This window comes from Pseudomonas sp. DP-17 (assembly GCF_022380625.1).
Lineage (GTDB): Bacteria > Pseudomonadota > Gammaproteobacteria > Pseudomonadales > Pseudomonadaceae > Pseudomonas > Pseudomonas nitroreducens_A.
Map to the genome: position 1 here is coordinate 1 of NZ_JAKSXG010000020.1, position 21,367 is coordinate 21,367.

20 protein-coding genes and 1 pseudogene are annotated in these 21,367 nt (G+C 65.0%); 10 read left to right on the forward strand and 11 right to left on the reverse strand.

Annotation, left to right across the window (positions count from 1 at the left end; genetic code table 11):
* On the forward strand, nucleotides 1-109 hold a 109-nt coding region (locus MJ122_RS28655), incomplete at its 5' end, for an IS3 family transposase (protein ID WP_143972353.1).
* A 2-nt stretch (nucleotides 110-111) separates the two neighbouring features.
* Here the strand turns inward: MJ122_RS28655 and MJ122_RS28660 are convergent.
* The 3 genes and pseudogenes from MJ122_RS28660 to MJ122_RS28670 form a co-directional block, all read right to left on the reverse strand.
* A pseudogene (locus MJ122_RS28660) lies at nucleotides 112-447 on the reverse strand (restriction endonuclease); the annotation flags it as partial.
* A gap of 335 nt (nucleotides 448-782) precedes the next feature.
* On the reverse strand, nucleotides 783-2,030 hold the full coding sequence (locus MJ122_RS28665) for a ribonucleotide-diphosphate reductase subunit beta (RefSeq protein ID WP_017516338.1): 1,248 nt from the start codon (nucleotides 2,028-2,030) through the stop codon (nucleotides 783-785).
* A gap of 323 nt (nucleotides 2,031-2,353) precedes the next feature.
* On the reverse strand, nucleotides 2,354-5,242 hold the full coding sequence (locus MJ122_RS28670; RefSeq protein ID WP_088418110.1) for a ribonucleoside-diphosphate reductase subunit alpha: 2,889 nt from the start codon (nucleotides 5,240-5,242) through the stop codon (nucleotides 2,354-2,356).
* A 797-nt stretch (nucleotides 5,243-6,039) separates the two neighbouring features.
* Between MJ122_RS28670 and MJ122_RS28675 the strand changes: the two genes are divergently transcribed.
* The 6 genes from MJ122_RS28675 to modC all read left to right on the forward strand — a co-directional run bounded on the left by MJ122_RS28675 (nucleotide 6,040) and on the right by modC (nucleotide 11,706).
* The gene (locus MJ122_RS28675) at nucleotides 6,040-6,744 is read left to right on the forward strand and encodes a response regulator (RefSeq protein WP_017516341.1); all 705 of its coding nucleotides are present in this window, start codon (nucleotides 6,040-6,042) and stop codon (nucleotides 6,742-6,744) included.
* A gap of 3 nt (nucleotides 6,745-6,747) precedes the next feature.
* Nucleotides 6,748-7,308: a GNAT family protein gene (locus tag MJ122_RS28680; protein WP_088418112.1), complete on the forward strand. Its 561-nt coding sequence runs from the start codon at nucleotides 6,748-6,750 to the stop codon at nucleotides 7,306-7,308.
* Nucleotides 7,305-8,930: an ATP-binding protein gene (locus MJ122_RS28685; protein WP_198771943.1), complete on the forward strand. Its 1,626-nt coding sequence runs from the start codon at nucleotides 7,305-7,307 to the stop codon at nucleotides 8,928-8,930. Before MJ122_RS28680 ends, MJ122_RS28685 begins: the two co-directional genes overlap by 4 nt.
* A gap of 209 nt (nucleotides 8,931-9,139) precedes the next feature.
* Nucleotides 9,140-9,895 carry a molybdate ABC transporter substrate-binding protein gene (gene modA / locus MJ122_RS28690; RefSeq protein WP_239747037.1) on the forward strand — a complete coding sequence of 252 codons (756 nt, stop codon included), beginning with the start codon at nucleotides 9,140-9,142 and terminating at the stop codon, nucleotides 9,893-9,895.
* 19 nt (nucleotides 9,896-9,914) lie between these two features.
* Nucleotides 9,915-10,595, forward strand: a complete 681-nt coding sequence (gene modB / locus MJ122_RS28695) for a molybdate ABC transporter permease subunit (RefSeq protein WP_239747038.1) — start codon at nucleotides 9,915-9,917, stop codon at nucleotides 10,593-10,595.
* 7 nt (nucleotides 10,596-10,602) lie between these two features.
* Entirely contained in the window at nucleotides 10,603-11,706 is a 1,104-nt protein-coding gene (modC, locus tag MJ122_RS28700) for a molybdenum ABC transporter ATP-binding protein (RefSeq protein WP_239747039.1), read from the forward strand.
* 161 nt (nucleotides 11,707-11,867) lie between these two features.
* Here modC and MJ122_RS28705 read toward each other — a convergent pair whose 3' ends face one another.
* Together MJ122_RS28705 and MJ122_RS28710 are read right to left on the reverse strand one after the other, a co-directional pair.
* Nucleotides 11,868-12,599, reverse strand: coding sequence for a 4'-phosphopantetheinyl transferase superfamily protein (locus MJ122_RS28705; protein WP_088418120.1), 732 nt, complete (start codon nucleotides 12,597-12,599; stop codon nucleotides 11,868-11,870).
* Between the two features lie 238 nt (nucleotides 12,600-12,837).
* Nucleotides 12,838-13,638, reverse strand: coding sequence for a dienelactone hydrolase family protein (locus tag MJ122_RS28710; protein ID WP_088418122.1), 801 nt, complete (start codon nucleotides 13,636-13,638; stop codon nucleotides 12,838-12,840).
* A gap of 199 nt (nucleotides 13,639-13,837) precedes the next feature.
* Here MJ122_RS28710 and MJ122_RS28715 point away from each other — a divergent pair, with 199 nt between their 5' ends.
* Both MJ122_RS28715 and MJ122_RS28720 read left to right on the forward strand, forming a co-directional pair.
* Nucleotides 13,838-14,509, forward strand: a complete 672-nt coding sequence (locus MJ122_RS28715; protein WP_088418124.1) for a polysaccharide lyase family 7 protein — start codon at nucleotides 13,838-13,840, stop codon at nucleotides 14,507-14,509.
* Entirely contained in the window at nucleotides 14,506-15,717 is a 1,212-nt protein-coding gene (locus MJ122_RS28720; protein WP_239747040.1) for a lytic murein transglycosylase, read from the forward strand. The genes MJ122_RS28715 and MJ122_RS28720 overlap by 4 nt, the downstream gene beginning before the upstream one ends.
* Before the next feature lie 249 nt (nucleotides 15,718-15,966).
* Here the strand turns inward: MJ122_RS28720 and MJ122_RS28725 are convergent, their stop codons facing one another.
* From MJ122_RS28725 to napE, 6 genes are read right to left on the reverse strand one after another with little or no spacing between them, the layout of a single operon-like run.
* A complete protein-coding gene (locus MJ122_RS28725) occupies nucleotides 15,967-16,566 on the reverse strand; it encodes a cytochrome c3 family protein (RefSeq protein ID WP_239747041.1) in 600 nt (199 codons plus the stop codon).
* Between the two features lie 9 nt (nucleotides 16,567-16,575).
* Nucleotides 16,576-17,070, reverse strand: a complete 495-nt coding sequence (locus MJ122_RS28730) for a nitrate reductase cytochrome c-type subunit (protein ID WP_017516462.1) — start codon at nucleotides 17,068-17,070, stop codon at nucleotides 16,576-16,578.
* Nucleotides 17,071-17,080: 10 nt separating this feature from the next.
* A complete protein-coding gene (gene napA / locus MJ122_RS28735) occupies nucleotides 17,081-19,585 on the reverse strand; it encodes a nitrate reductase catalytic subunit NapA (protein WP_141099347.1) in 2,505 nt (834 codons plus the stop codon).
* Nucleotides 19,582-19,890 carry a chaperone NapD gene (locus MJ122_RS28740; protein WP_239747042.1) on the reverse strand — a complete coding sequence of 103 codons (309 nt, stop codon included), beginning with the start codon at nucleotides 19,888-19,890 and terminating at the stop codon, nucleotides 19,582-19,584. The genes napA and MJ122_RS28740 overlap by 4 nt, the downstream gene beginning before the upstream one ends.
* Complete coding sequence (gene napF / locus MJ122_RS28745; protein ID WP_239747043.1) at nucleotides 19,883-20,368, reverse strand: ferredoxin-type protein NapF; 486 nt, start codon at nucleotides 20,366-20,368, stop codon at nucleotides 19,883-19,885. Before napF ends, MJ122_RS28740 begins: the two co-directional genes overlap by 8 nt.
* A 10-nt stretch (nucleotides 20,369-20,378) precedes the next feature.
* Entirely contained in the window at nucleotides 20,379-20,546 is a 168-nt protein-coding gene (gene napE, locus MJ122_RS28750; RefSeq protein ID WP_026078721.1) for a periplasmic nitrate reductase, NapE protein, read from the reverse strand.
* Nucleotides 20,547-20,746: 200 nt separating this feature from the next.
* Between napE and MJ122_RS28755 the strand changes: the two genes are divergently transcribed.
* Entirely contained in the window at nucleotides 20,747-21,358 is a 612-nt protein-coding gene (locus tag MJ122_RS28755) for a hypothetical protein (RefSeq protein WP_239747044.1), read from the forward strand.
* The last annotated feature ends 9 nt before the right edge of the window (nucleotides 21,359-21,367 follow it).

The window sequence follows — 21,367 nt, forward strand, 5'->3', positions numbered from 1 at the left end:
CGATTACATCGAGATGTTTTATAACCCCAAACGCCGGCACAGCAGCGCTATGCAGCTATCGCCAGTGGAGTTTGAAAAGCGCTATTTCCAAAGCTTGGAGAGTGTCTAGGAAAGCCGGGGCGATTCAGGCGCCTTGCCTGAGGCAGTGAAGAAGCTGTCGATGTCCTTCTTCTGGACTTTGTAGCCCTCGGCGTAGAGCTTGCACTGGATGGCATGGAACTCGCTCGTGCCCTGGGTGCGCGCGACCAGATCGATACCGGTGTCGCGACCGTCCAACCCCTGCTCCTTGGCCCAGTCGGCATACATCCATACCTTGTCGTAGAGATCTCTGTAAGTGGACTCGTTACGCAGATAGGTGACGATCAGCTCTTCGAAGTAGGTGCCTTTTTCACGCTCAGTGAGGGATGCAGTGCGATAGGTATCCAGTAGGAGATGGAGGGCGGTCATTTGAGAAAAATTCCTTTTACGATAGGCGTTGCTCTGACGCCAAATCGCAGCAGTCTAACAATCGTGGCAGATTGCTTCAGCCCAATGTGGGGCAAGAGTGGCGAGGGGCAGTGATTCTCATAAAAAAGGCCGGCGGGCTTTAGCCCGCCGGCCATTCGACTGCACCCTTTCACTCCATCCTTGGTAGCTACAAGGCTCTTGCTTGTTACACTCCAAACTCGTTTTGTAATCGCTTCGCCGTGAAGTGACTCAGTGCGTGCGCCTCGGGTGAGTGGCGACGTTTCACAATAAGTGAGTCAGTTTTACGCCTGAGTGAGATTGAGCGACTACTTCCGTCAGTCCCAGCTCAGCGCGCCGCCGGTCTGGTACTCGATCACGCGGGTCTCGAAGAAGTTCTTTTCCTTCTTCAGGTCCATGATTTCGCTCATCCACGGGAACGGGTTGCTGGTGCCCGGGTATTCCTCTTTCAGGCCGATCTGGGTCAGGCGGCGGTTGGCGATGAACTTGAGGTAGTCCTCCATCATCGCCGCATTCATGCCCAGTACGCCGCGCGGCATGGTGTCGCGTGCGTATTCGATCTCCAGCTGGGTGCCCTGGAGGATCATCTGGGTGGCCTCGTCCTTCATCTGGGCATCCCACAGGTGCGGGTTTTCGATCTTGATCTGGTTGATCACGTCGATGCCGAAGTTCAGGTGCATGGATTCGTCGCGCAGGATGTACTGGAACTGCTCGGCGGTGCCGGTCATCTTGTTGCGGCGGCCCATGGAAAGGATCTGGGTGAAGCCGCAGTAGAAGAAGATGCCTTCCAGTACGCAGTAGTAGGCGATCAGGTTGCGCAGGAACTGGCGGTCGGTCTCCGGGGTGCCGGTCTTGAACTCGGGGTCGGAAATCGAGCGGGTGTACTTCAGGCCCCAGGAGGCTTTCTTCGCGACCGAAGGAATCTCGTGGTACATGTTGAAGATTTCGCCTTCATCCATGCCCAGCGACTCGATGCAGTACTGGTAGGCGTGGGTGTGGATCGCTTCCTCGAAGGCCTGGCGCAGGATGTACTGGCGGCACTCGGGGTTGGTGATCAGGCGGTACACGGCCAGCACCAGGTTGTTGGCCACCAGGGAGTCGGCGGTGGAGAAGAAGCCGAGGTTGCGCATGACGATGCGGCGCTCGTCTTCGCTGAGGCCGTCCTTGCTCTTCCACAGGGCAATGTCGGCGTTCATGTTCACTTCCTGGGGCATCCAGTGGTTGGCGCAACCATCCAGATACTTCTGCCAGGCCCAGTCGTACTTGAAGGGTACGAGCTGGTTGAGGTCGGCGCGGGCGTTGATCATCTGCTTGTCGCCGACCTGTACGCGGGCGGCGGAGCCTTCCAGATCGTCCAGGCCTTCCTGGATGTCCAGGGCGTCGAGGGCCTGCTTGGCGCGGGCGACGGCGTCGGAGTCGTCGGCGGATACGGCGCGTGCTTCCTCGACGGAGCCTGCGGCGTCGGCGTCGAGTTTGTCAGCGTTCTGCGCGGCGGCCTGGGCGACGGCCGGGGCGGCCTTGGCTTCGGTGGCGTCTTCTTTGTCGAATTCGTCCCAGCTCAGCATGGGCTTCCTCTCCTGGTTCTGTGGGCTGCTCTGTGGCGGCCTGATGTCTGATGGCGTGGTGTGCACGCTAAGAGCTTGTGCGTCTTCCGTTCACGACGGAGGAGGCTGTTGTTCTTAGGGAGCAGGGGCCCTGAAGAGCCCCTCACCCTAGCCCTCTCCCAGAGGGAGAGGGGACTGTGAAACTGCGGAGTTCTGGCGGTGCCTCGGAGCGAGGCCGCGCTAGGCGCCGGGTAGGTCGGAGCCCCTGAGCGTACGACTGTACGTGATGGGGGCCGACCTGCCGGGCAACGACGCGCGGACCGTTCCGAGGACCGCTTACTCTTTTACTGGCAGGCTTCGCAGTCCGGGTTGTCGATGGAGCAGGCTTGCGGCACCGGAGCCGGTTGCGGCTCGGCGGCGGCGGCTTGCAGGCCATCGTTGCCACCCGCGGACACGGCGTTGAGCTTGCCGGTGTTGATGGTGGACTTCTCGGTGCTGGTGGCGGCCAGGGCACGGAGGTAGTAGGTGGTCTTCAGGCCACGGTACCAGGCCATGCGGTAGGTCACGTCCAGCTTCTTGCCCGAGGCGCCGGCGATGTAGAGGTTCAGGGACTGGGCCTGATCGATCCACTTCTGGCGGCGGCTGGCGGCGTCGACGATCCACTTGGTCTCGACTTCGAAGGCGGTGGCGTACAGGTCCTTCAGGTCTTGCGGGATGCGCTCGATCTGCTGCACGGAGCCGTCGTAGTACTTCAGGTCGTTGACCATGACCGGGTCCCACAGGCCGCGCGCTTTCAGGTCGCGAACCAGGTAGGGGTTGATCACGGTGAACTCGCCGGAGAGGTTCGATTTCACGTACAGGTTCTGGTAGGTCGGCTCGATGGACTGCGATACGCCGGTGATGTTGGCGATGGTCGCGGTCGGCGCGATGGCCATGATGTTCGAGTTACGGATGCCTTTCTGTACGCGGGCACGGACCGGAGCCCAGTCGAGGGATTCGGTGAGGTCGACGTCGATGTACTTCTGGCCACGGGCTTCGATGAGGATCTGCTGGGAGTCCAGCGGCAGGATGCCCTTGGACCACAGGGAGCCGTCGAAGGTCTCGTAGGCGCCGCGCTCGTCGGCCAGGTCACAGGAAGCCTGGATGGCGAAGTAGCTCACCGCTTCCATGGACTTGTCGGCGAACTCGATGGCCGCGTCGGAGCCGTAGGCGATGTGCTGCAGGTACAGCGCGTCCTGGAAGCCCATGATGCCCAGGCCGACCGGACGGTGCTTGAGGTTCGAGTTGCGAGCCTGCGGGACCGAGTAGTAGTTGATGTCGATAACGTTATCGAGCATGCGCACGGCGGTCTTCACGGTCTTCTCGAGCTTGGCGGTGTCCAGCTTGCCGTCGACGATGTGGTTGACCAGGTTGATCGAGCCCAGGTTGCAGACCGCGATCTCGTCCTTGTTGGTGTTCAGGGTGATCTCGGTGCACAGGTTCGAGCTGTGGACCACGCCCACGTGCTGCTGCGGGCTGCGCAGGTTGCACGGGTCCTTGAAGGTCAGCCACGGGTGGCCGGTCTCGAAGAGCATGGAGAGCATCTTGCGCCACAGGTCCTTGGCCTGGACGACCTTGAACACCTTGATCTTGTTGTACTCGGTCAGGGCTTCGTAATACTCGTAGCGCTCTTCGAAGGCCTTGCCGGTCAGATCGTGCAGGTCCGGTACTTCGGACGGGGAGAACAGGGTCCACTTGCCGTCGTCGAAGACGCGCTTCATGAACAGGTCCGGAATCCAGTTCGCGGTGTTCATGTCGTGGGTGCGGCGACGGTCGTCACCGGTGTTCTTGCGCAGCTCGAGGAATTCCTCGATGTCCAGGTGCCAGGTTTCCAGGTAGGCGCAGACGGCGCCCTTGCGCTTGCCACCCTGGTTCACGGCGACGGCGGTGTCGTTCACCACCTTCAGGAACGGAACCACGCCCTGGGACTTGCCGTTGGTGCCCTTGATGTAGGAGCCCAGCGCGCGCACCGGAGTCCAGTCGTTGCCCAGGCCACCGGCGAACTTCGACAGCATGGCGTTGTCGTGGATCGCGTTGTAGATGCCCGACAGGTCGTCCGGCACGGTGGTCAGGTAGCAGGAGGACAGCTGCGGACGCAGGGTGCCGGCGTTGAACAGGGTCGGGGTGGACGACATGTAGTCGAACGAGGAGAGCAGGTTGTAGAACTCGATGGCGCGAGCTTCACGGTCCTTCTCTTCGATGGCCAGGCCCATGGCCACGCGCATGAAGAAGACCTGCGGCAGTTCGAAACGGATGCCGTCCTTGTGGATGAAGTAGCGGTCGTACAGGGTCTGCAGGCCGAGGTAGGTGAACTGCTGGTCGCGCTCGTGGTTGATCGCGGCGCCCAGCTTGGCCAGGTCGAACTCTTTCAGCTTGCTGTCGATCAGCTCGAACTCGGCGCCTTTCTCGACGTAGGCGGCCAGGGCCTTGGCGTACAGGTCGGCCATCTCGTGGTGGGTGGCGCTGTCGGCCACGCCGAGGAAGCCCAGCGCTTCGGCGCGCAGGGTGTCCATCAGCAGGCGGGCGGTGACGTAGGAGTAGTTCGGCTCGCGCTCGACCAGGGTACGGGCGGTCATCACCAGGGCGGTGTTGACGTCCTTCTCGGCCACGCCGTCGTACAGGTTCTTCAGGGTCTCGCGTTCGATCAGGGCGCCATCGACTTCGGCCAGGCCTTCGCAGGCTTCGCGGATGATGGTCTGCAGGCGGCCCATGTCCAGCGGCTGGGTGCTGCCGTCGGCCTTGGTGATGCGGATGCTCGGGTGCGGCTGGGCGATGTCGCTGGCGCTGCCTGCGGTCTTGCGCTCGTTGGCACGGGCTTCGCGGTATATCACGTAGTCGCGGGCGACTTTCTGCTCGCCGGCGCGCATCAGGGACAGTTCGACCTGGTCCTGGATTTCTTCGATGTGGATGGTGCCACCGGAGGGCATGCGGCGCTTGAAGGTCGCGGTGACCTGTTCGGTCAGGCGGCGCACGGTCTCATGGATGCGCGACGAGGCGGCGGCGGTGCCGCCTTCCACGGCGAGGAACGCCTTGGTGATGGCTACGGTGATCTTGTCGTCGGTGTAGGGAACTACGGTGCCGTTGCGCTTGATCACGCGCAGCTGGCCGGGCGCGGTGGCAGCCAGATCCTGGGCGGATTCGGCGGCCTGCGGCGCGTTGGCCTGCGGGTTCTCGCGAGTGGTGTCGATTTGCATGGGTGGTTGTCTCCACGTTCTCGTAATGGGTTTGTTGCCGGCGCCAGGGGCGCCATCTCAAAAGCAAGGAGCGAAATAAAGAACAAAAAGAGCAGTCGCCCGCGGATGCAGCCGCAAGCTGGAATTCTTCTGGAACAGGGGGAGATGACCCGAAGCGCCTCCCTGGCCCGACTCGGGTGCCGGCTTTACGAGCCGGGACCACAATACCTAGTGGTGTTGAACGTTACGTTGCAACACCCGTACCGCATTTCCATCGACATGAATCGCTCCTTGCGGGCGGGGCCGCGTGGCACATCAGACCGTCTGGAATACGCTGTGGTGGAACCGGAGGAGCCGTGGAACAGGCTCGGGATTTCGACTTTCTTCTTGTGTCCGGTTCGCTGCTGTAACCCCAAGATGTAGGGGTCTACCGCAACGGGGATACAAGATAATGCGCTAAGGGGGTGTTTGCAAGGCGGGAGGTCGGGGAAAAGCTGTGGATAAAATGTGCATGGAATGTGGGTGAAGCGGGGTAACTCGCGCTATCCCTGATGCTGACTGCCTTTCACCGTTCGTCGTGGTTGGTGACAGATTTTTCACACGAGTCAGGGGCGCTGCGCGGGGAGGAACACTACCACAATATGTAGTGTTTCTATCGCAGCAACCCTTGACCTTTTTGCGCAATGCCGGTTTACGCCGCTGGCGTGCGGCCGCGCTGGCAATCTGGCTACAATGCCGGCCGCTTTTGCGGGCTCTCTACAGTCGCTCTCTATAGTAGGGTGGGGCCCGTGCTCGCTCATGGCGCATCAGGAGGCAAGGTGGAACAAGAAGCGCGCATTCTCATCGTCGAGGACGACCAGCGATTGGCCGAGCTGACCCAGGACTACCTGGAGAGCAACGGCCTGGCGGTGTCCATCGAGTCCCATGGCGGCAAGGCGGTGGAGCGGGTGCTGGCCGAGCGGCCGGATCTGGTCGTGCTCGACCTGATGCTGCCGGGCGAGGATGGGCTGTCCATCTGCAAGCGCCTGCGCCCGGATTACGACGGGCCGATCCTGATGCTCACCGCACGCACCGACGACATGGACCAGGTGCAGGGCCTTGAGATGGGCGCCGACGACTACGTGTGCAAGCCGGTGCGCCCGCGCGTGCTGCTGGCGCGAATTCGCGCCCTGCTGCGCCGCAGCGAGCCGGCCGAGGCCGCGCCGGCGCCGGGTGGCAAGCGCCTGACTTTCGGCAAGCTGGTGATCGACAACGCCATGCGCGAGGCCTGGCTGGACGAGCAGACCATCGAGCTGACCAGCGCCGAGTTCGACCTGCTGTGGCTGCTGGCGGCCAACGCCGGTCGCATCCTCTCCCGCGAGGAGATATTCAACGCCCTGCGCGGCATCGAGTACGACGGCCAGGACCGCTCCATCGATGTGCGCATCTCGCGTATCCGCCCGAAGATCGGCGACGACCCGATGCACCCGCGCCTGATCAAGACGGTGCGCAGCAAGGGCTACCTGTTCGTCGGGGAGCTCTGAGCCGTGAGCGCCGTGCAACCCTTCCCCGAGCTGCACGGCGAACGCTTCCGCCTGCGCGCCTTCACCGACGCCGACCAGCCGGCGGTGTTCCGCGCGCTGTCGCATCCCGAGGTGATCCGCTACTACGGCGTCTCCTATGCGTCGCTGGAAGCCACCCGCGAGCAGATGGAGTGGTTCGAGCGCATCCATAAGGAGCGCAGCGGCATCTGGTGGGCGATCTGCCGGCCGGATGCCCCCGAGGCTGTAGTCGGCGGCTGCGGCTTCAACAACTGGCAGCAGGAGCACCGTCGTCTGGAACTGGGCTACTGGCTGCTGCCCGAGCACTGGGGGCAGGGCGTGATGAGCGAATGCCTGCCGCTGATCTTCCGCCACGCCTTCCGCGACATGAACGTGCACCGCATCGAAGCCGAGGTGGAGCCGGCGAACCTTGCCAGCGGCCGTTTGCTGCTGCGCCAGGGCTTCACCCTGGAAGGCCGGCGCCGCGAGTGCGAGGTGAAGGACGGCGCGTTCCTCAGCCTGGACTGCTACGGGCTGCTCGCCCCGGCGGCAGAGCCCCGGCCATGAAGTCCATCTTCCTGCGCATCTACGGCGGCATGCTGCTGACCCTGGTGGCGGTCGCCGCGCTGGCGGTGCTGACCCTGCACCTGGTCAACGACGTGCGCGGCGAACGCTACCGCGAGGACCTGGCGCGCGGCACCTTCCGCCTGATGGCGGACGAGCTGCTGCCGATGAGCGAGGTGGACCGCAAGCGTGCGCTGAGCCAATGGAGCCGCCTGCTGGGCATACCGCTGAAACTCACCAGCCTGGACGCCCTGGGCATGGAAGGACGCAGCCGGGCGCGGCTGATGAACGACCAGGTGCTGGTGCAGGCCAGGGCGCCCCATGAAGTGCAGGTGATGACCCAGGTGAGCGCGGCGGAGGGGCTGGTTCTTGCCGGCGAGGTGGAGCAGGTCAGCGAGCAACTGGCGCGCGCCACCATCTACCTGCTGATGGACGAGCTCAAGCGCTACCCGGCCAGCGAGCAGCCCTACCACCTGGCGCGCATCGTCCGTGACAAGCGTTTCGGCTTCGAGGTGCATCTGCTGCGCCTGAAGGAGGTCGACCTGGACGACGACCAGAGCCGTCGGGTGGAGGAGGGCGATACGGTGATGGCGCTGGGCAAGGGCGGCGATTCGATCCGCGTGCTCTCGGGCATCCTCGACACGCCCTGGGTGCTGGAGCTGGGGCCGATCTACCAGATGAACCCCTACCCGCCGCAGTTGCTGACGATCATTGTGGTGGTCGCGCTGACCCTGATCGGCCTGACGCTCTACCTGCTCATCAGCGGCCTGGAACAGCGCCTGCGCGGCCTCGAATCCGCCGCCACGCGCATCGCCCGCGGCAGCCTGGATACCCGCGTGGAAGTGCGCGGCGCGGACTCCGTGGGGCGTCTTGCCGGGGCCTTCAACCACATGGCCGAGCAGTTGCACCTGTTGCTGACGGTGCAGCGCGAACTGGTGCGCGCGGTGTCCCACGAACTGCGCACGCCGGTGGCGCGGCTGCGCTTCGGGCTGGAGATGATCGAGTCGGCCGAGACCGACAAGGCGCGGCGCAAGTACATGGAGGGCATGGACGGCGACATCCAGGACCTCGACCAGCTGGTGGACGAGATGCTGACCTACGCGCGCCTGGAGCAGGGCTCGCCGGCGCTGAGCTACCAGCGCATCGAACTGGGCGCGCTGGTAGAGCAGGTGGTGTCGGAGATCGCCCCGCTGCGCCGGGAAATCACCGTCACCTGCGAGCCGGGTTCGCTGGTGCCGTTCGACCAGGGCAGCTGGATCGAGGCCGAGCCGCGCTACCTGCATCGCGCACTGCAGAACCTGATGACCAACGCGCTGCGCTACGCCGAAGGGCGGGTGCGGATCAGTTACCGGGTGAGCGTGGACCGCTGCCAGGTGGACGTCGAAGACGACGGACCCGGCGTGCCGCAAGCGCAGTGGCACCGGTTGTTCCAGCCGTTCTTCCGCGCCGATGACAGCCGCGCGCGGGTGACCGGCGGGCACGGGCTGGGGCTCTCCATCGTGCGGCGGATCATCCACTGGCACGGCGGCCGTGCGCAGATCGCCAAAAGCGAAGTGCTGGGCGGTGCCTGCTTCACGCTGATGTGGCCTCGCCGCCAGGCGCCGAAGGTCGACGACAGTATTTGACCTTTTGGTCAGGAAATGCAGAATGCTGCGCTGCTATCGCCGGCTGATGGCGAACCTGCCACGCCCTGATTTCTCGCACTGATATTGCTATCCCATGAGGGGTATTGCAGAGTCGCCGCTATCGTTATGTAATTTTTGTTATAGCGGGCGTGCAGGTGCTGTCATCGGCCGGGGCGACGCTTGAAAACAACAGCCACTGGAGCCTCAAGATGAAACACCGCTTCGCAAGCCTGTCCCTGCTGGTTGCTTCCTGTTTCACCCTGCACTCGGCGCTGGCCGATGAAGTGCAGGTGGCCGTCGCCGCGAACTTCACTGCGCCGATCCAGGCCATCGCCAAGGACTTCGAGAAGGCCACCGGTCACAGGCTGGTGGCCGTCTACGGCGCGACCGGACAGTTCTATACCCAGATCAGGAACGGCGCGCCGTTCGAAGTCTTCCTCGCCGCCGACGACAGCACGCCGAAGAAACTCGAGGCCGAGAAGGCAATCGTCCCCGGTTCGCGCTTCACTTACGCCATCGGCACCCTGGCGCTGTGGTCGGCCAAGGACGGCTACGTCGACGCCAAGGGCGACGTGCTGAAGAAGAACGACTACCAGCACCTGGCTATCGCCAACCCGAAAGCGGCACCCTATGGTTTGGCCGCCACCCAGGTGATCGACAAGCTCGGCCTGCAGGACAAGGTCGCCGGCAGGATCGTCGAAGGCCAGAACATCACCCAGGCCTTCCAGTTCGTTTCCACCGGCAACGCAGAGCTGGGTTTCGTGGCGTTGTCGCAGATCTACAAGGATGGCAAGGTGACCAGCGGTTCTGCCTGGATAGTCCCGGCCAACCTGCATGACCCGATCCGCCAGGACGCGGTGATCCTCAACAAGGGCAAGGACAATGCCGCCGCCAAGGCGCTCGTCGAGTACCTGAAGGGGCCTGAGGCCGCTGCGGTGATCAAGTCCTACGGTTACGAACTCTGACTCTCTGAAGGAACAGGCAATGCCCCTCACGCAGGAGGATTTCCTGGCCATCCGGCTCACCATCGAGCTGGCCGCCCTGAGTACCCTGATCCTCCTGCTGGTCGGCACGCCGATCGCCTGGTGGCTGTCGCGTACCCGCTCCTGGCTGAAAGGCCCGCTGGGGGCGGTGGTGGCGCTGCCGCTGGTGTTGCCGCCGACGGTGATCGGCTTTTACCTGCTGATCACCATGGGGCCCCATGGTTTCATCGGTCATGCCACCGAAAGCCTGGGCCTGGGACGCTTGCCGTTCACCTTCGCCGGGCTGGTGGTGGGCTCGGTGTTCTATTCGCTGCCTTTCGTGGTGCAGCCGTTGCAGAACGCCTTCGAAGCCATCGGCAACAAGCCGCTGGAGGCTGCCGCGACGCTGCGCGCGAGCCCCCTGGACACCTTTTTCTCCGTGGTCCTGCCGCTGGCCCGGCCGGGCTTCATCACCGCCAGCATCCTCGGCTTCGCCCACACGGTGGGCGAGTTCGGCGTGGTGCTGATGATCGGCGGCAACATCCCGGGCAAGACCCGCGTGGTGTCGGTGCAGATCTTCGATCACGTCGAGGCCATGGAGTACGCCCAGGCGCACTGGCTGGCCGGCGGCATGGTGATCTTCTCCTTCTTCGTCCTGCTGGCGCTCTACGCGAGCCGCCGCAGCCGTTCGGCCTGGGCCTGAGGTGGGCATGCCGCAAGAGCTTTCCGCACGCGCCATCCAGGCCCGTTTCCAGATCACCTATTCGGGCTTCAGCCTGGACGTCGACCTGCAATTGCCGGGCAAGGGCGTGACGGCGCTGTTCGGCCACTCCGGCTCCGGCAAGACCACCTGCCTGCGCTGCGTGGCAGGCCTGGAACGTGCGCCCGTCGGCCGGCTGGTGGTGAACGGCGAGGTCTGGCAGGACAGCGCCACGGGTGTGTTCCTGCCGCCGCACAAGCGGGCGCTGGGCTACGTGTTCCAGGACGCCAACCTGTTCGAGCACCTGTCGGTGAAGCGCAACCTCACCTACGGCATGAAGCGCGTGCCGCGTGACCGGCATCGTGTCGAGCTGGAACAGGCCGCGGAGTTGCTGGGCATCGGTCATCTGCTGGAGCGCATGCCGGGGCATCTGTCCGGTGGCGAACGCCAGCGTGTCGGCATCGCCCGCGCGCTGCTGACCAGCCCGCGCCTGCTGCTGATGGACGAGCCGCTGGCGGCGCTGGACCTCAAGCGCAAGGCGGAAATCCTGCCGTACCTGGAGCGCCTGCACGACGAGCTGGATATCCCGATTCTCTACGTCAGCCACTCGCCCGACGAAGTGGCGCGACTGGCCGATCACCTGGTGCTGCTGGACCAGGGCCGTTCCCTTGCCAGCGGCCCGGTGGTGGAAACCCTGGCGCGCACCGACCTGCCGATTTCCCACCTGGAAGATGCCGGCGTAGTGATCGACGGCCAGGTGCTGGGGTACCACGCCGACTATGGCCTGCTGACCTTGGCGCTGCCGCACTGCGAGCAGCGCATCCGCCTGGCACACGCGCCGATGGACAAGGGTAGGGCGCTGCGTATCAAGGTGCAGGCGCGGGACGTCAGCCTGAGCCTGGAGCCGGCGGCCCACAGCAGCATCCTCAACGTGCTGCCGGCAACCGTCGTCGAGATGGTGCCGACGGACAATCCGGCGCACCTGCTGGTGAGGCTGGACGTTTCTGGCACGCCGCTGCTGGCGCGGATCACCCGCTATTCCCACGACCAGCTCGGCCTGCATGCCGGCCAGTCGGTATGGGCGCAGATCAAGTCGGTGGCATTGCTGGGCTGATGCGCAGCGTCGTGCAGGAGCGGGCCCATGGCGCGCTCCTGCCGGTTGGGCTCCGGAGATAGGAGCGCTGGGGTTAGAGTGTGCCGGCCTGCGGTTGGCGGCGGATGACGCTGGCGCGTTGTGCACCCGGCGCAAGCGCAGGGCGGCGCGTTACGTGGCGGTCAGCCAGCTCGGCGGCTGTCCGTGATCGCGGGAATGGCGACGAGGCTCAGCAAACGGTCATCGAACAGGCTGAACTGCCCGGCGATCTCCTTGCCGTGGTGCCATTCCTCCGACAGGTCGGTGAGCAGGCGCAGCCGCGCGTTGCCGCCGGCGGACCAGCTCAGCAACTCGGCATGCTCGAAGTAGAAGCGCTTGCGCACCAGGGGGAAGAGCGCCTTGAACAGGCTCTCCTTGAGGGAAAAGGTGAGGGTGACCTGCAGCGCCGCCTGCCGTGGATCGAGACGTGCCAGCTCATCCGGCGTCAGGATTTCCCCGGCCAGTCGTTCCGCTCGTGCGCTTTCCAGGCGGTTCTCCACGTCCAGGCCCAGCCCGCGCCAGTGGCTGCTGCGCCCGACGATGGCCGCCGCCCAGCCGTCGCCGTGGGTGATCGAACCGCAGAAACCCGCCGGCCAGATCGGTGCGCGCTCGTCGTCGGTGCCCGGCACCCAGGCCGCCGAGCCGGCCGCCAGCAGGGCGGCGCGGGCGCAGAGGCGCCCGGCCAAATATTCGGCCTGGCGCTTGGCGACGGAGCGCTGGATGTTGGCCGGTGCCTCGACGCGGCTGAGGGAGAAGTCGCCGGCTTGCAGGCGCTGGCGGTCGAAGCGGGTACTGCGCAAGTGGCAGCCCGCCAGCGGCGTGGGCAGGGGCCAGTCGGCGTCGAGTGGAGTACAGAAATCGGGGAGGGCGGTCATGGGAGCATTCTGCCGCGCCAGAACGTGGCTCACCAGTCACGCGGCACTTACATTCGTTTGCAAACCTTCACCAAAGGCGTACGGATTCGTCTGACAAGCTTTGTCACACTGCACGCCGCGTTCCCAAGGGGACGCAGGTGAGGTTGTTGTTGGAGTGCCGCCAAGGCGGCTTCCAACCTTTACACTTGATTGAGTGCGGGAGCCCGAATGGGCTCCCGTTTTTTATTGCCCACCGTTTTCATTGCGCGTCAGGCTTTACGTCGAAGATCTCCTTGAAGAACGCCTGCAGGTCCGCCCAGGACTTCTGGTCGGCGGTCTTGTCGTAGCCCACGTCGAGGCCGTGGCCCTTGTGCTTGTCGGCGTCCGGGCTGGTGAAGCTGTGCTTGGCGCCGGGCTGGATCACCAGCTTGTAGTCGGCCTTGGCGTTGTCCATCTCGGTCTTGAAGGCGGCAACGCTCTCGGCCGGCACCAGGGTGTCGGCACCGCCGTGCTCGACCAGTATCTTGGCCTTGATCTGCCCTGGCTGCGCCGGCGTCTGGGTTGCCAGCACGCCATGGAAGCTGGCCACGCCGGCCAGCGGCAGGCCGGCGCGGGCCATGTCCAGCACCACCTTGCCGCCGAAGCAGTAGCCGATGGCGGCGATCTTGCTCGGGTCGGTCTGCGGCTGTTTCTTCAGCAGTTCCAGGCCCGCCTGGAAGCGAGCCTTGGCGGCGTCGGCATTCTTCAGTGCCTCGGCCATGAAGGCCTTGGCGTCGTTGGGGTGTTCGGTGTGCTTGCCGCCGCCGTACATGTCGATGGCCAGGGCGCTGTAGCCCAGTTCGGCGAGGTCGCGGGCGCGGCGCTTGGCGTAGTCGTTCAGGCCCCAGAACTCATGGACGACGATGACGCCGGGACGGATGCCGGACTTGGCGTCGTCGTAGGCGAAGTAGCCGATCATTTTCGTGCCGTCAGTGGATTCGTAGGGGATTTCCTGGGTCTTGATCGCGGCGGAAGCGCTGGCTGCGAAGGCGAACAGCAGCAGGGCGGTGAGCAGGCGCATGGTGTCTCTCCGTGGCATTGGCCGTGGCGATGGCGGAATCCAAGAAGATAGCCGGTGATGGGGAAAACGCCCGCGGGTTGTGCCCGCAGCCGCTCAAGGGCGCACTTGTCGGTCGAGATTCGGATAGCCGGATGAGTGAAAAGTCCGACAGCCTCGTCTACCCTTGCGTCCATGTCCTGACCCGCGAAGCGATAGGCCGATGTTGGACCTGAGCACCTGGAATCTGACCATTCCCCAACGCGGCCCGGCCGCGACCATTTCCACGGCAAAACTCGGCCGTGACTACCAGAGCCCATACTTCCGCCGCAGCGCCGATGGCGTGGAGTTCTGGGTGCCGGTGAACGGAGCCCATACCAGCGGCAGCGAATATCCCCGTACCGAGTTGCGTGAGACCCGGGCCGATGGCCGCCTGGTAACCTGGCGCTATCCGCTGGCGGAGAACCTGATGGTCGCTACCCTGCGCGTGGAGGCCGTGCCCTCCAGCCGGCGCATGGTGATCGGGCAGATCCACAGCAACGGCAGCGGCAGCGCCGAGGCCCTGCCGCTGGTCAAGCTGGTCTACCAGCAACGCCTGGACAAGGCGCGGGTACAGGCGCTGGTTCGCGATCGGCCGGACGACATCACCACGCGCACCTACACCGTCTATGACGGCATCCCCCTGGGCGATACCTTTACCTACCGGCTGGGCGTATCCAGCAGCGGAGTGCTGAGCGTGCAGGTCGAGAACGGCCAGGTCAGCCAGCAACTGGATACCCAGTGGGCCTACCAGGGCCTGTACTTTAAGGCAGGCCTCTACCTGCAGGACAATCGCGGGCCCGCCAGCGAAGGCGGGCGCGCCACCTTTACCGATCTGAGCATTCGACACCAATGAAGACTTCTTCCATCGCGCGCCGCGCTTCCCTGGCCTTGTCCCTGCTGTTGCCGGCGGCACTGGCGCAGGCAGCGCCGGGCGACGATTTCGGCTCCTGCCTGAACCGCCTGCAGGGCGCGGCCCAGGCCAAGGGCGTCAGCGCCGCCAGCTTCGCGCAGTTCACCAAAGGGCTGCAGCCGGACATGAGCGTGCTGCCGCTGCTCGACGCCCAGCCCGAGTTCACCACGCCGATCTGGGATTACCTGGCCGGGCTGGTGGACGAGCAGCGCGTCGCCGACGGCAAGGCGCGCATGGCCGAGCATGCCGACCTGCTGCGCAAGGTCGCCGCGCGCTATCAGGTCGACCCGGCCACGGTGGTCGCCGTGTGGGGCGTGGAGAGCGATTACGGCCGCATCACCGGCAAGCGCCCGCTGCTGGTATCGCTGTCGACGTTGTCCTGCTACGGGCGGCGCCAGTCGTTCTTCCAGGGCGAATTCATCGCCACCCTCAAGCTGCTGCAGCAGGGCGATATCCGCGACAGCGGCATCACCGGCTCCTGGGCGGGCGCCTTCGGCCAGACGCAGTTCATGCCGTCGACCTACGCGCGCATCGCCGAGGACTTCGACGGCGACGGCCACCGCGACCTGGTGGGCAGCACCGCCGACGCCCTGGCATCCACCGCCAACTATCTGCGCAAGGCCGGCTGGCGCGAAGGGCAGCCCTGGGGCTACGAGGTGAAGCTGCCAGCGGGCTTCGATGCCTCGCTGGCCGGGCGCACCAAGCGCCGCGCGCTGTCGGACTGGACCAGCCGTGGTGTGAAGCGCATCGATGGCAGACCGATCCCGAGCATCGATTCCAAGGCGGCCATCCTGTTGCCGGCGGGGGCCAATGGCCCGGCCTTCCTGGTGCTGCGCAACTACGACGCGATCTATTCCTACAATGCGGCGGAAAGCTATGCGCTGGCCATTGCCCTGCTGTCCGACCGCCTGCGCGGCGAGCCGGGGCTGAGCGCGCCATGGCCGACAGACGACCCGGGCCTGAGCCGGGCGCAGCGCAAGGAGCTGCAGGAACTGCTGATCCAGCGCGGCTACAACATCGGCCAGCCCGACGGCATGATCGGCGACGTGACGCGCAAGGCGATCCAGCAGGAGCAGAACAAGCGCGGCCTGACGCCGGCGGATGGGCGCGCGGGGCAGAAGATTCTGAAGGCGCTGAAGAGCGGGCAGTAGCTCCGTTCTGAGGACGCGAAGCCCCGGCACTGGCCGGGGCTTTTCGTTTGTGGCGAGCATTGATTCGCGAGCAAGCTCGCTCCTACGAATAGCTCGGGCGAGGCCGGAACCCGGCTGTAGGAGCGAGCTTGCTCGCGAACCGGTGAGTCTGGCGCCACCAGAAAGTCGATCGCGGACGAAGTCCGCTCCGACGCGGGGGCGGGCCCGGGTAGGAGCGGACGTTGTGCGCGATTGTGTGTCAGGCGCGGTTCATTGCCAGCCCTTCACCCCCGACATGTCCGGCAGGTGGTGGGCGATGCCCTTGTGGCAGTCGATGCAGGTCGCCGCGCCGGAGGCCAGGGCGGTGGAGTGCATCTGCCGCGCGCGCTGGCTCTGGCGGGTGAAGTCCATGAACTGGAAGTTGTGGCAGTTGCGGCACTCCAGCGAGTCGTTGGCCTTGAGTCGCGCCCATTCGTGCTCGGCCAGCTCGCGGCGGTGATCGAGGAATTTCTCGCGGGTGTTGATGGTGCCGAAGATCTTGCCCCAGACCTCCTTGGAAGCCTGCATCTTGCGCGCGATCTTGTCGGTCCACTTGTGTGGCACGTGGCAGTCCGGGCAGGTGGCGCGCACGCCGGAGCGGTTGCTGTAGTGAATGGTGTCCTTGAGCTCGACGAAGACGTTGTCGCGCATCTCATGGCAGGAGGTGCAGAAGGCCTCGGAGTTGGTCGCTTCCAGCGCGGTGTTGAAGCCGCCCCAGAAGATGATCCCGGCGATGAACCCGGCCAGCGTCAGGAAGCCCAGGCTGTAGTGCAAGCTGGGACGGCGCAGGACGTGCCAGTAGCCCGAGAGCCAGGCGAACAGAGCTTTCATGGCGCCTCCTCAGGGCTTGCCGGTCGACGTGCCGGCGGCCGCGTCGTGCTGGAGGATGGTGTCGATGTCCTCGAAGGTGTTGCCCACCAGCGGTTTCACGTCCTTCTGCGGCACATGGCATTGCACGCAGAAGTAACGCCGCGGAGCCACGGCGGCCAGTGGCTGGCCGTCGCGGTCCATGTAGTGGGTGATGCTGATCATCGGCGCCTGTACCCGCGCGCTGTTGGCGCGGCTGTGGCAGGACAGGCACTTGTTGCTGTTGGTGTCGATGCGGTAACCGACGATGGTGTGCGGGATGGTCGGTGGCTGCTCGGGATAGTTGCGCTCGCGGCGGATGTCCTTGTTCTCGTCGGTGGCCAGCGGCGGCGCCGGGCGGTCCTGGGTGAGGGTGCCACCCGGGCGGCGTCCGTCAGGAGCTGGGGCGTCCAGCGGGTAATTGACCTCGGCGGCCAGCGCCGGGAGGGCGAAAAGCAGCAGGAGCAGGGCAGGCAGTGTCGGTTTCATCGCGCGTTCCTCAGGCCAGGCTGACCAGTTCGATGCGCACCGCGCATTTCTTGTAGTCGGTCTGCTTGGAGATCGGGTCGGTGGCATCCAGCGTGACCTTGTTGATCAGCTTGTTGGCGTCGAAGAAGGGCACGAACACCAGCCCCTGCGGCGGCTTGTTGCGCCCACGGGTTTCGATGCGCGCGCGGATTTCGCCGCGCCGGCTGATGACTTTCACCTCGCTGCCGCGGCGCATCTTCAGGTCGCGCGCGTCGTCAGGGTGCATGTACACCACGGCGTCGGGCACCGCCTTGTACAGCTCGGGCACGCGCTGGGTCATGCTGCCGGTGTGCCAGTGCTCGAGCACGCGGCCGGTGGAGAGCCAGAACGGGTATTCCTTGTCCGGCGCTTCGGCCGGCGGCTCGTAGGGCAGGGCGAAGATGATCGCCTTCTTGTCCGGGTAGCCGTAGAACTGCAGTCCGCTGCCCTTGGCCACGTAGGGGTCGTAGCCTTCGCGGTAGCGCCAGCGGGTTTCCTTGCCGTCCACCACTGGCCAGCGCAGGCCGCGCGCCTCGTGGTAGGCGTCGAAGGGCGCGAGGTCATGGCCGTGGCCACGGCCGAAGCTGGCGTATTCCTCGAACAGGCCCTTCTGGATATAGAAGCCGAAGGCCTTGGCCTCGTCGTTCTCGAAGCCCTTGGCGATCTGCTCGCTGCCGAAGGCATCCACCTGGCCGTTCCTGAACAGCACCTCATAGAGCGTCTTGCCCTTGAGATCCGGCGCCTTGGCCAGCAGCTCGGCGGGCCAGACTTCGTCGGTGGTGAAGCGCTTGGAGAATTCCACCAGTTGCCAGAGGTCGGATTTCGCCTCGCCCGGCGCCTTCACCAGCTGGTGCCAGAACTGCGTGCGGCGCTCGGCATTGCCGTAGGCGCCTTCCTTTTCCACCCACATGGCGCTGGGCAGGATGAGGTCCGCAGCCTGGGCGGAGACGGTGGGATAGACGTCGGAGACGATCACGAAATTCTCCGGGTTGCGCCAGCCCGGCAGGACCTCCTGCATGATGTTCGGCCCGGCATGCATGTTGTTGCAGACCTGGGTCCAGTAGACGTTGAGCACGCCGTCCTTGAGCATCCGGCTCTGCTGCACGGCGTGGAAGCCGACCTTTTCCTGGAGGGTGCCGGCGGGCACCTTCCAGATCTTTTCGGCGGTCTCCCGGTGCTTGGGGTTGGTCACCACCAGGTCGGCTGGAAGGCGGTGAGCGAAGGTGCCCACTTCGCGGGCGGTGCCGCAGGCCGAAGGCTGGCCGGTGAGGGAGAAGGGGCTGTTGCCCGGTTCGCTGATCTTCCCGGTGAGCAGGTGGATGTTGTAGATCAGGTTGTTCGCCCAGACCCCGCGGGTGTGCTGGTTGAAGCCCATGGTCCAGAACGACACCACCTTGCGCTTCGGGTCGGCGTACAGCTCGGCCAGTGCCTTGAGGCGCTCGGCCGGGACGCCGCTTTCCTTGGCGGTGCGTTCCAGGGTGTAGGGTTTGACGAAGGCGGCGAACTCGTCGAAGCCGATGTCGCTCCAGGTGTTGGCCTTGTCCGCGTTCTTCGCCTGCTTCTCCAGCGGGTTGTCCGGCCGCAGGCCGTAGCCGATGTCCTCGGCGCCGTGGGCGAAGCGGGTGTGCTTGTCGACGAAGTCGCGGTTGACCGCGCCGCTTTCGATGATGTGGTTGGCGATGTAGTTGAGGATGTAGAGGTCGGTCTGCGGCTTGAACACCATGGGGATGTCGGCCAGATCGAAACTGCGGTGTTCGAAGGTGGACAGCACGGCCACCTTGACCTGGCCTGCACTCAGGCGGCGGTCGGTGACCCGCGACCAGAGCACCGGGTGCATCTCGGCCATGTTCGAGCCCCAGAGCACGAAGGTGTCGGTGGCCTCGATGTCGTCGTAGCAGCCCATGGGCTCGTCCATGCCGAAGCTGCGCATGAAGCCCATCACCGCCGAGGCCATGCAATGCCGGGCGTTGGGGTCGATGTTGTTGCTGCGCAGGCCGGCCTTGAACAGCTTGTTCGCTGCGTAGCCTTCCCACACCGTCCATTGCCCGGAGCCGAACATGCCCACGGAAGTGGGGCCCTTGGCCTTGAGCGCGGCCTTGAACTTCTCGGCCATGATGTCGAAGGCGGCGTCCCAGCTGATCGGCGAGAACTCACCCTGCTTGTCGAACTTGCCGTCCTTCATGCGCAGCAGCGGGCGCGTCAGGCGGTCGCTGCCGTACATGATCTTGGACAGGAAGTAGCCCTTCACGCAGTTGATCCCGCGGTTGACCTCGGCCTTGATGTCGCCGTGGGTGGCGACCACTTTGCCGTCGCGGGTAGCGACCATCACGCTGCAGCCGGTGCCGCAGAAACGGCAGGGCGCCTTGTTCCAGTCCAGGCGGGTCATGTCCGCCTCGGTGACCAGGTTGCTGGCGGAGCTCAGGATCGGCAGGCCGGCGGCGGCCGCGGCAATGGCGGCGGCGTTGGCCTTGGCGAACTGGCGGCGAGTCAGGTTCATCGGGCACCTCCGGCCTGGGCGAGAGCGGGTTCGGGTTCGACCTGCGGGGATTCGGGCGACTCGACGATCTCGTGGTAGATCAGCACCGCGTTGAGTACTCCGGGCAGGTTCTGGATGGCATTGAGGTTGTCGAGGATGCTGGCCTCGTGTTCGGCCTCCAGCACCACCACCAGCTTGCCCTGGGCGCTCTGCTGGTGAACTTCCAGGTTCGGCAGGCGCAAAAGGTTGGCCTTGACCGCTTCGAGCAACTCGGGCCGCGTGTGGATGATCAGGCTGGCAATCTGGACACTTTGCGGGTCAGGCATGGTGGGCCTCACGGTTGAGCAGGTGAATGGCGTGGCCGGGGCAGGGCGCAAGGCAAGCGCCACAGCCAGTACACAGGGCGGGATCGAGCACGGGTAGGGACGGGCCGCCCAGCTGCGGGCGGAAGCGGATGGCGCGCGGCTCGCAGGCGTCATCGCAACTGCGGCAATGGATGCCGGCGCGGGCCAGGCAGCGGTCGTCGATCTGCGCGCGCCAGGCAAAGGCCGGGCGGCCGAGGTCGAACAGTTGCGCCTCGCAGGACTGGGCGCAGTCGCCGCACAGGCTGCAACCGGCCTGGCTGAAGTCCAACTGCGGATAGCCGCCATCGCCCACTTTCAACACCTGCTCCGGGCAGGCGTCGATACAGGCGTTGCAGCGCGTGCAGCCTTCGAGGAATTCGCTGGCGGGGCCAGTCCACGGTGGTCGCCGGACCTCAGGCGCACCGCCCAGGCGCCGCAGCAGGGCGCGTCTTGCGAGCATGACGGCGGCCCTACGAGGGCGGGCCGGGTGGCCCCGCCACCAGCTGGTACATCCAGACGATGAAACCGTAGCCACCGACGATGGCCACAGAGAGCAAGGGGAACAGGCAGATCACCAGGAAAAGAAACAGTCGGGTTTCCTTGCCTTTTTCCGTGTCGGCTCCGGTCTTATCGGGCATTGGGTCAGCCTCCCGCCAACGTTTGGACATCAGCCTAGTCCTTGCTTCTTGTGTGGGCAAAATCCTACGTGCGTTATTCTTTTTTCATACAGCGTTTTCGTTCAGCGATGGTTCAGCGCTCCGACAGGTTCCGTTCAGAGCGCTCCTCGTAACCTTCTCCCCGTCAACACATTACGCAAATCCTTGACGGGAGAGTCCCCATGAAAGCCATGAAGAAAATCGCCCTCGCCACCGCCATCCTCGGTGCCAGCGTCGCCGCTACTGCCGCCAACGCCGCCGACACTTTCATCGGGATGACCTGGGGCGAAACCAGCAACAACATCCAGAAGTCCGACGCGTTGAACCGCAACCTCGGCAACCCGAAATTCGACAGCGTGATCAACAACAGCGGCACCTGGGGCGTGCGCGCCGGCCAGCAGATGGAACAGGGCCGCTACTACGTCACCTACGAAAACGTCTCCGACACCGAGAACGGCCTGAAGCTGCGCCAGCAGAACCTGCTCGGCAGCTACGACGCCTTCCTGCCGCTGGGCGACCAGGGCACCAAGCTGTTCGGCGGCGGCACCGCCGGCCTGGTCAAGCTGGAACAGGACTCCAAGGGCTACAGCCGCGACAGCGATGTGGGTTACGCCATCGGCGCCCAAGCCGGTATCCTCCAGGAACTCGGCAAGAACGCATCCGTAGAAGGCGGCTACCGTTACCTGCGTACCAACGCGAGTACCGAGATGAGCCCGCACGGTGGCAGCAAGGTGGGATCCCTTGACCTGCACAGCAGCTCCCAGTTCTACCTGGGCGCCAACTACAAGTTCTGACCGGTAACG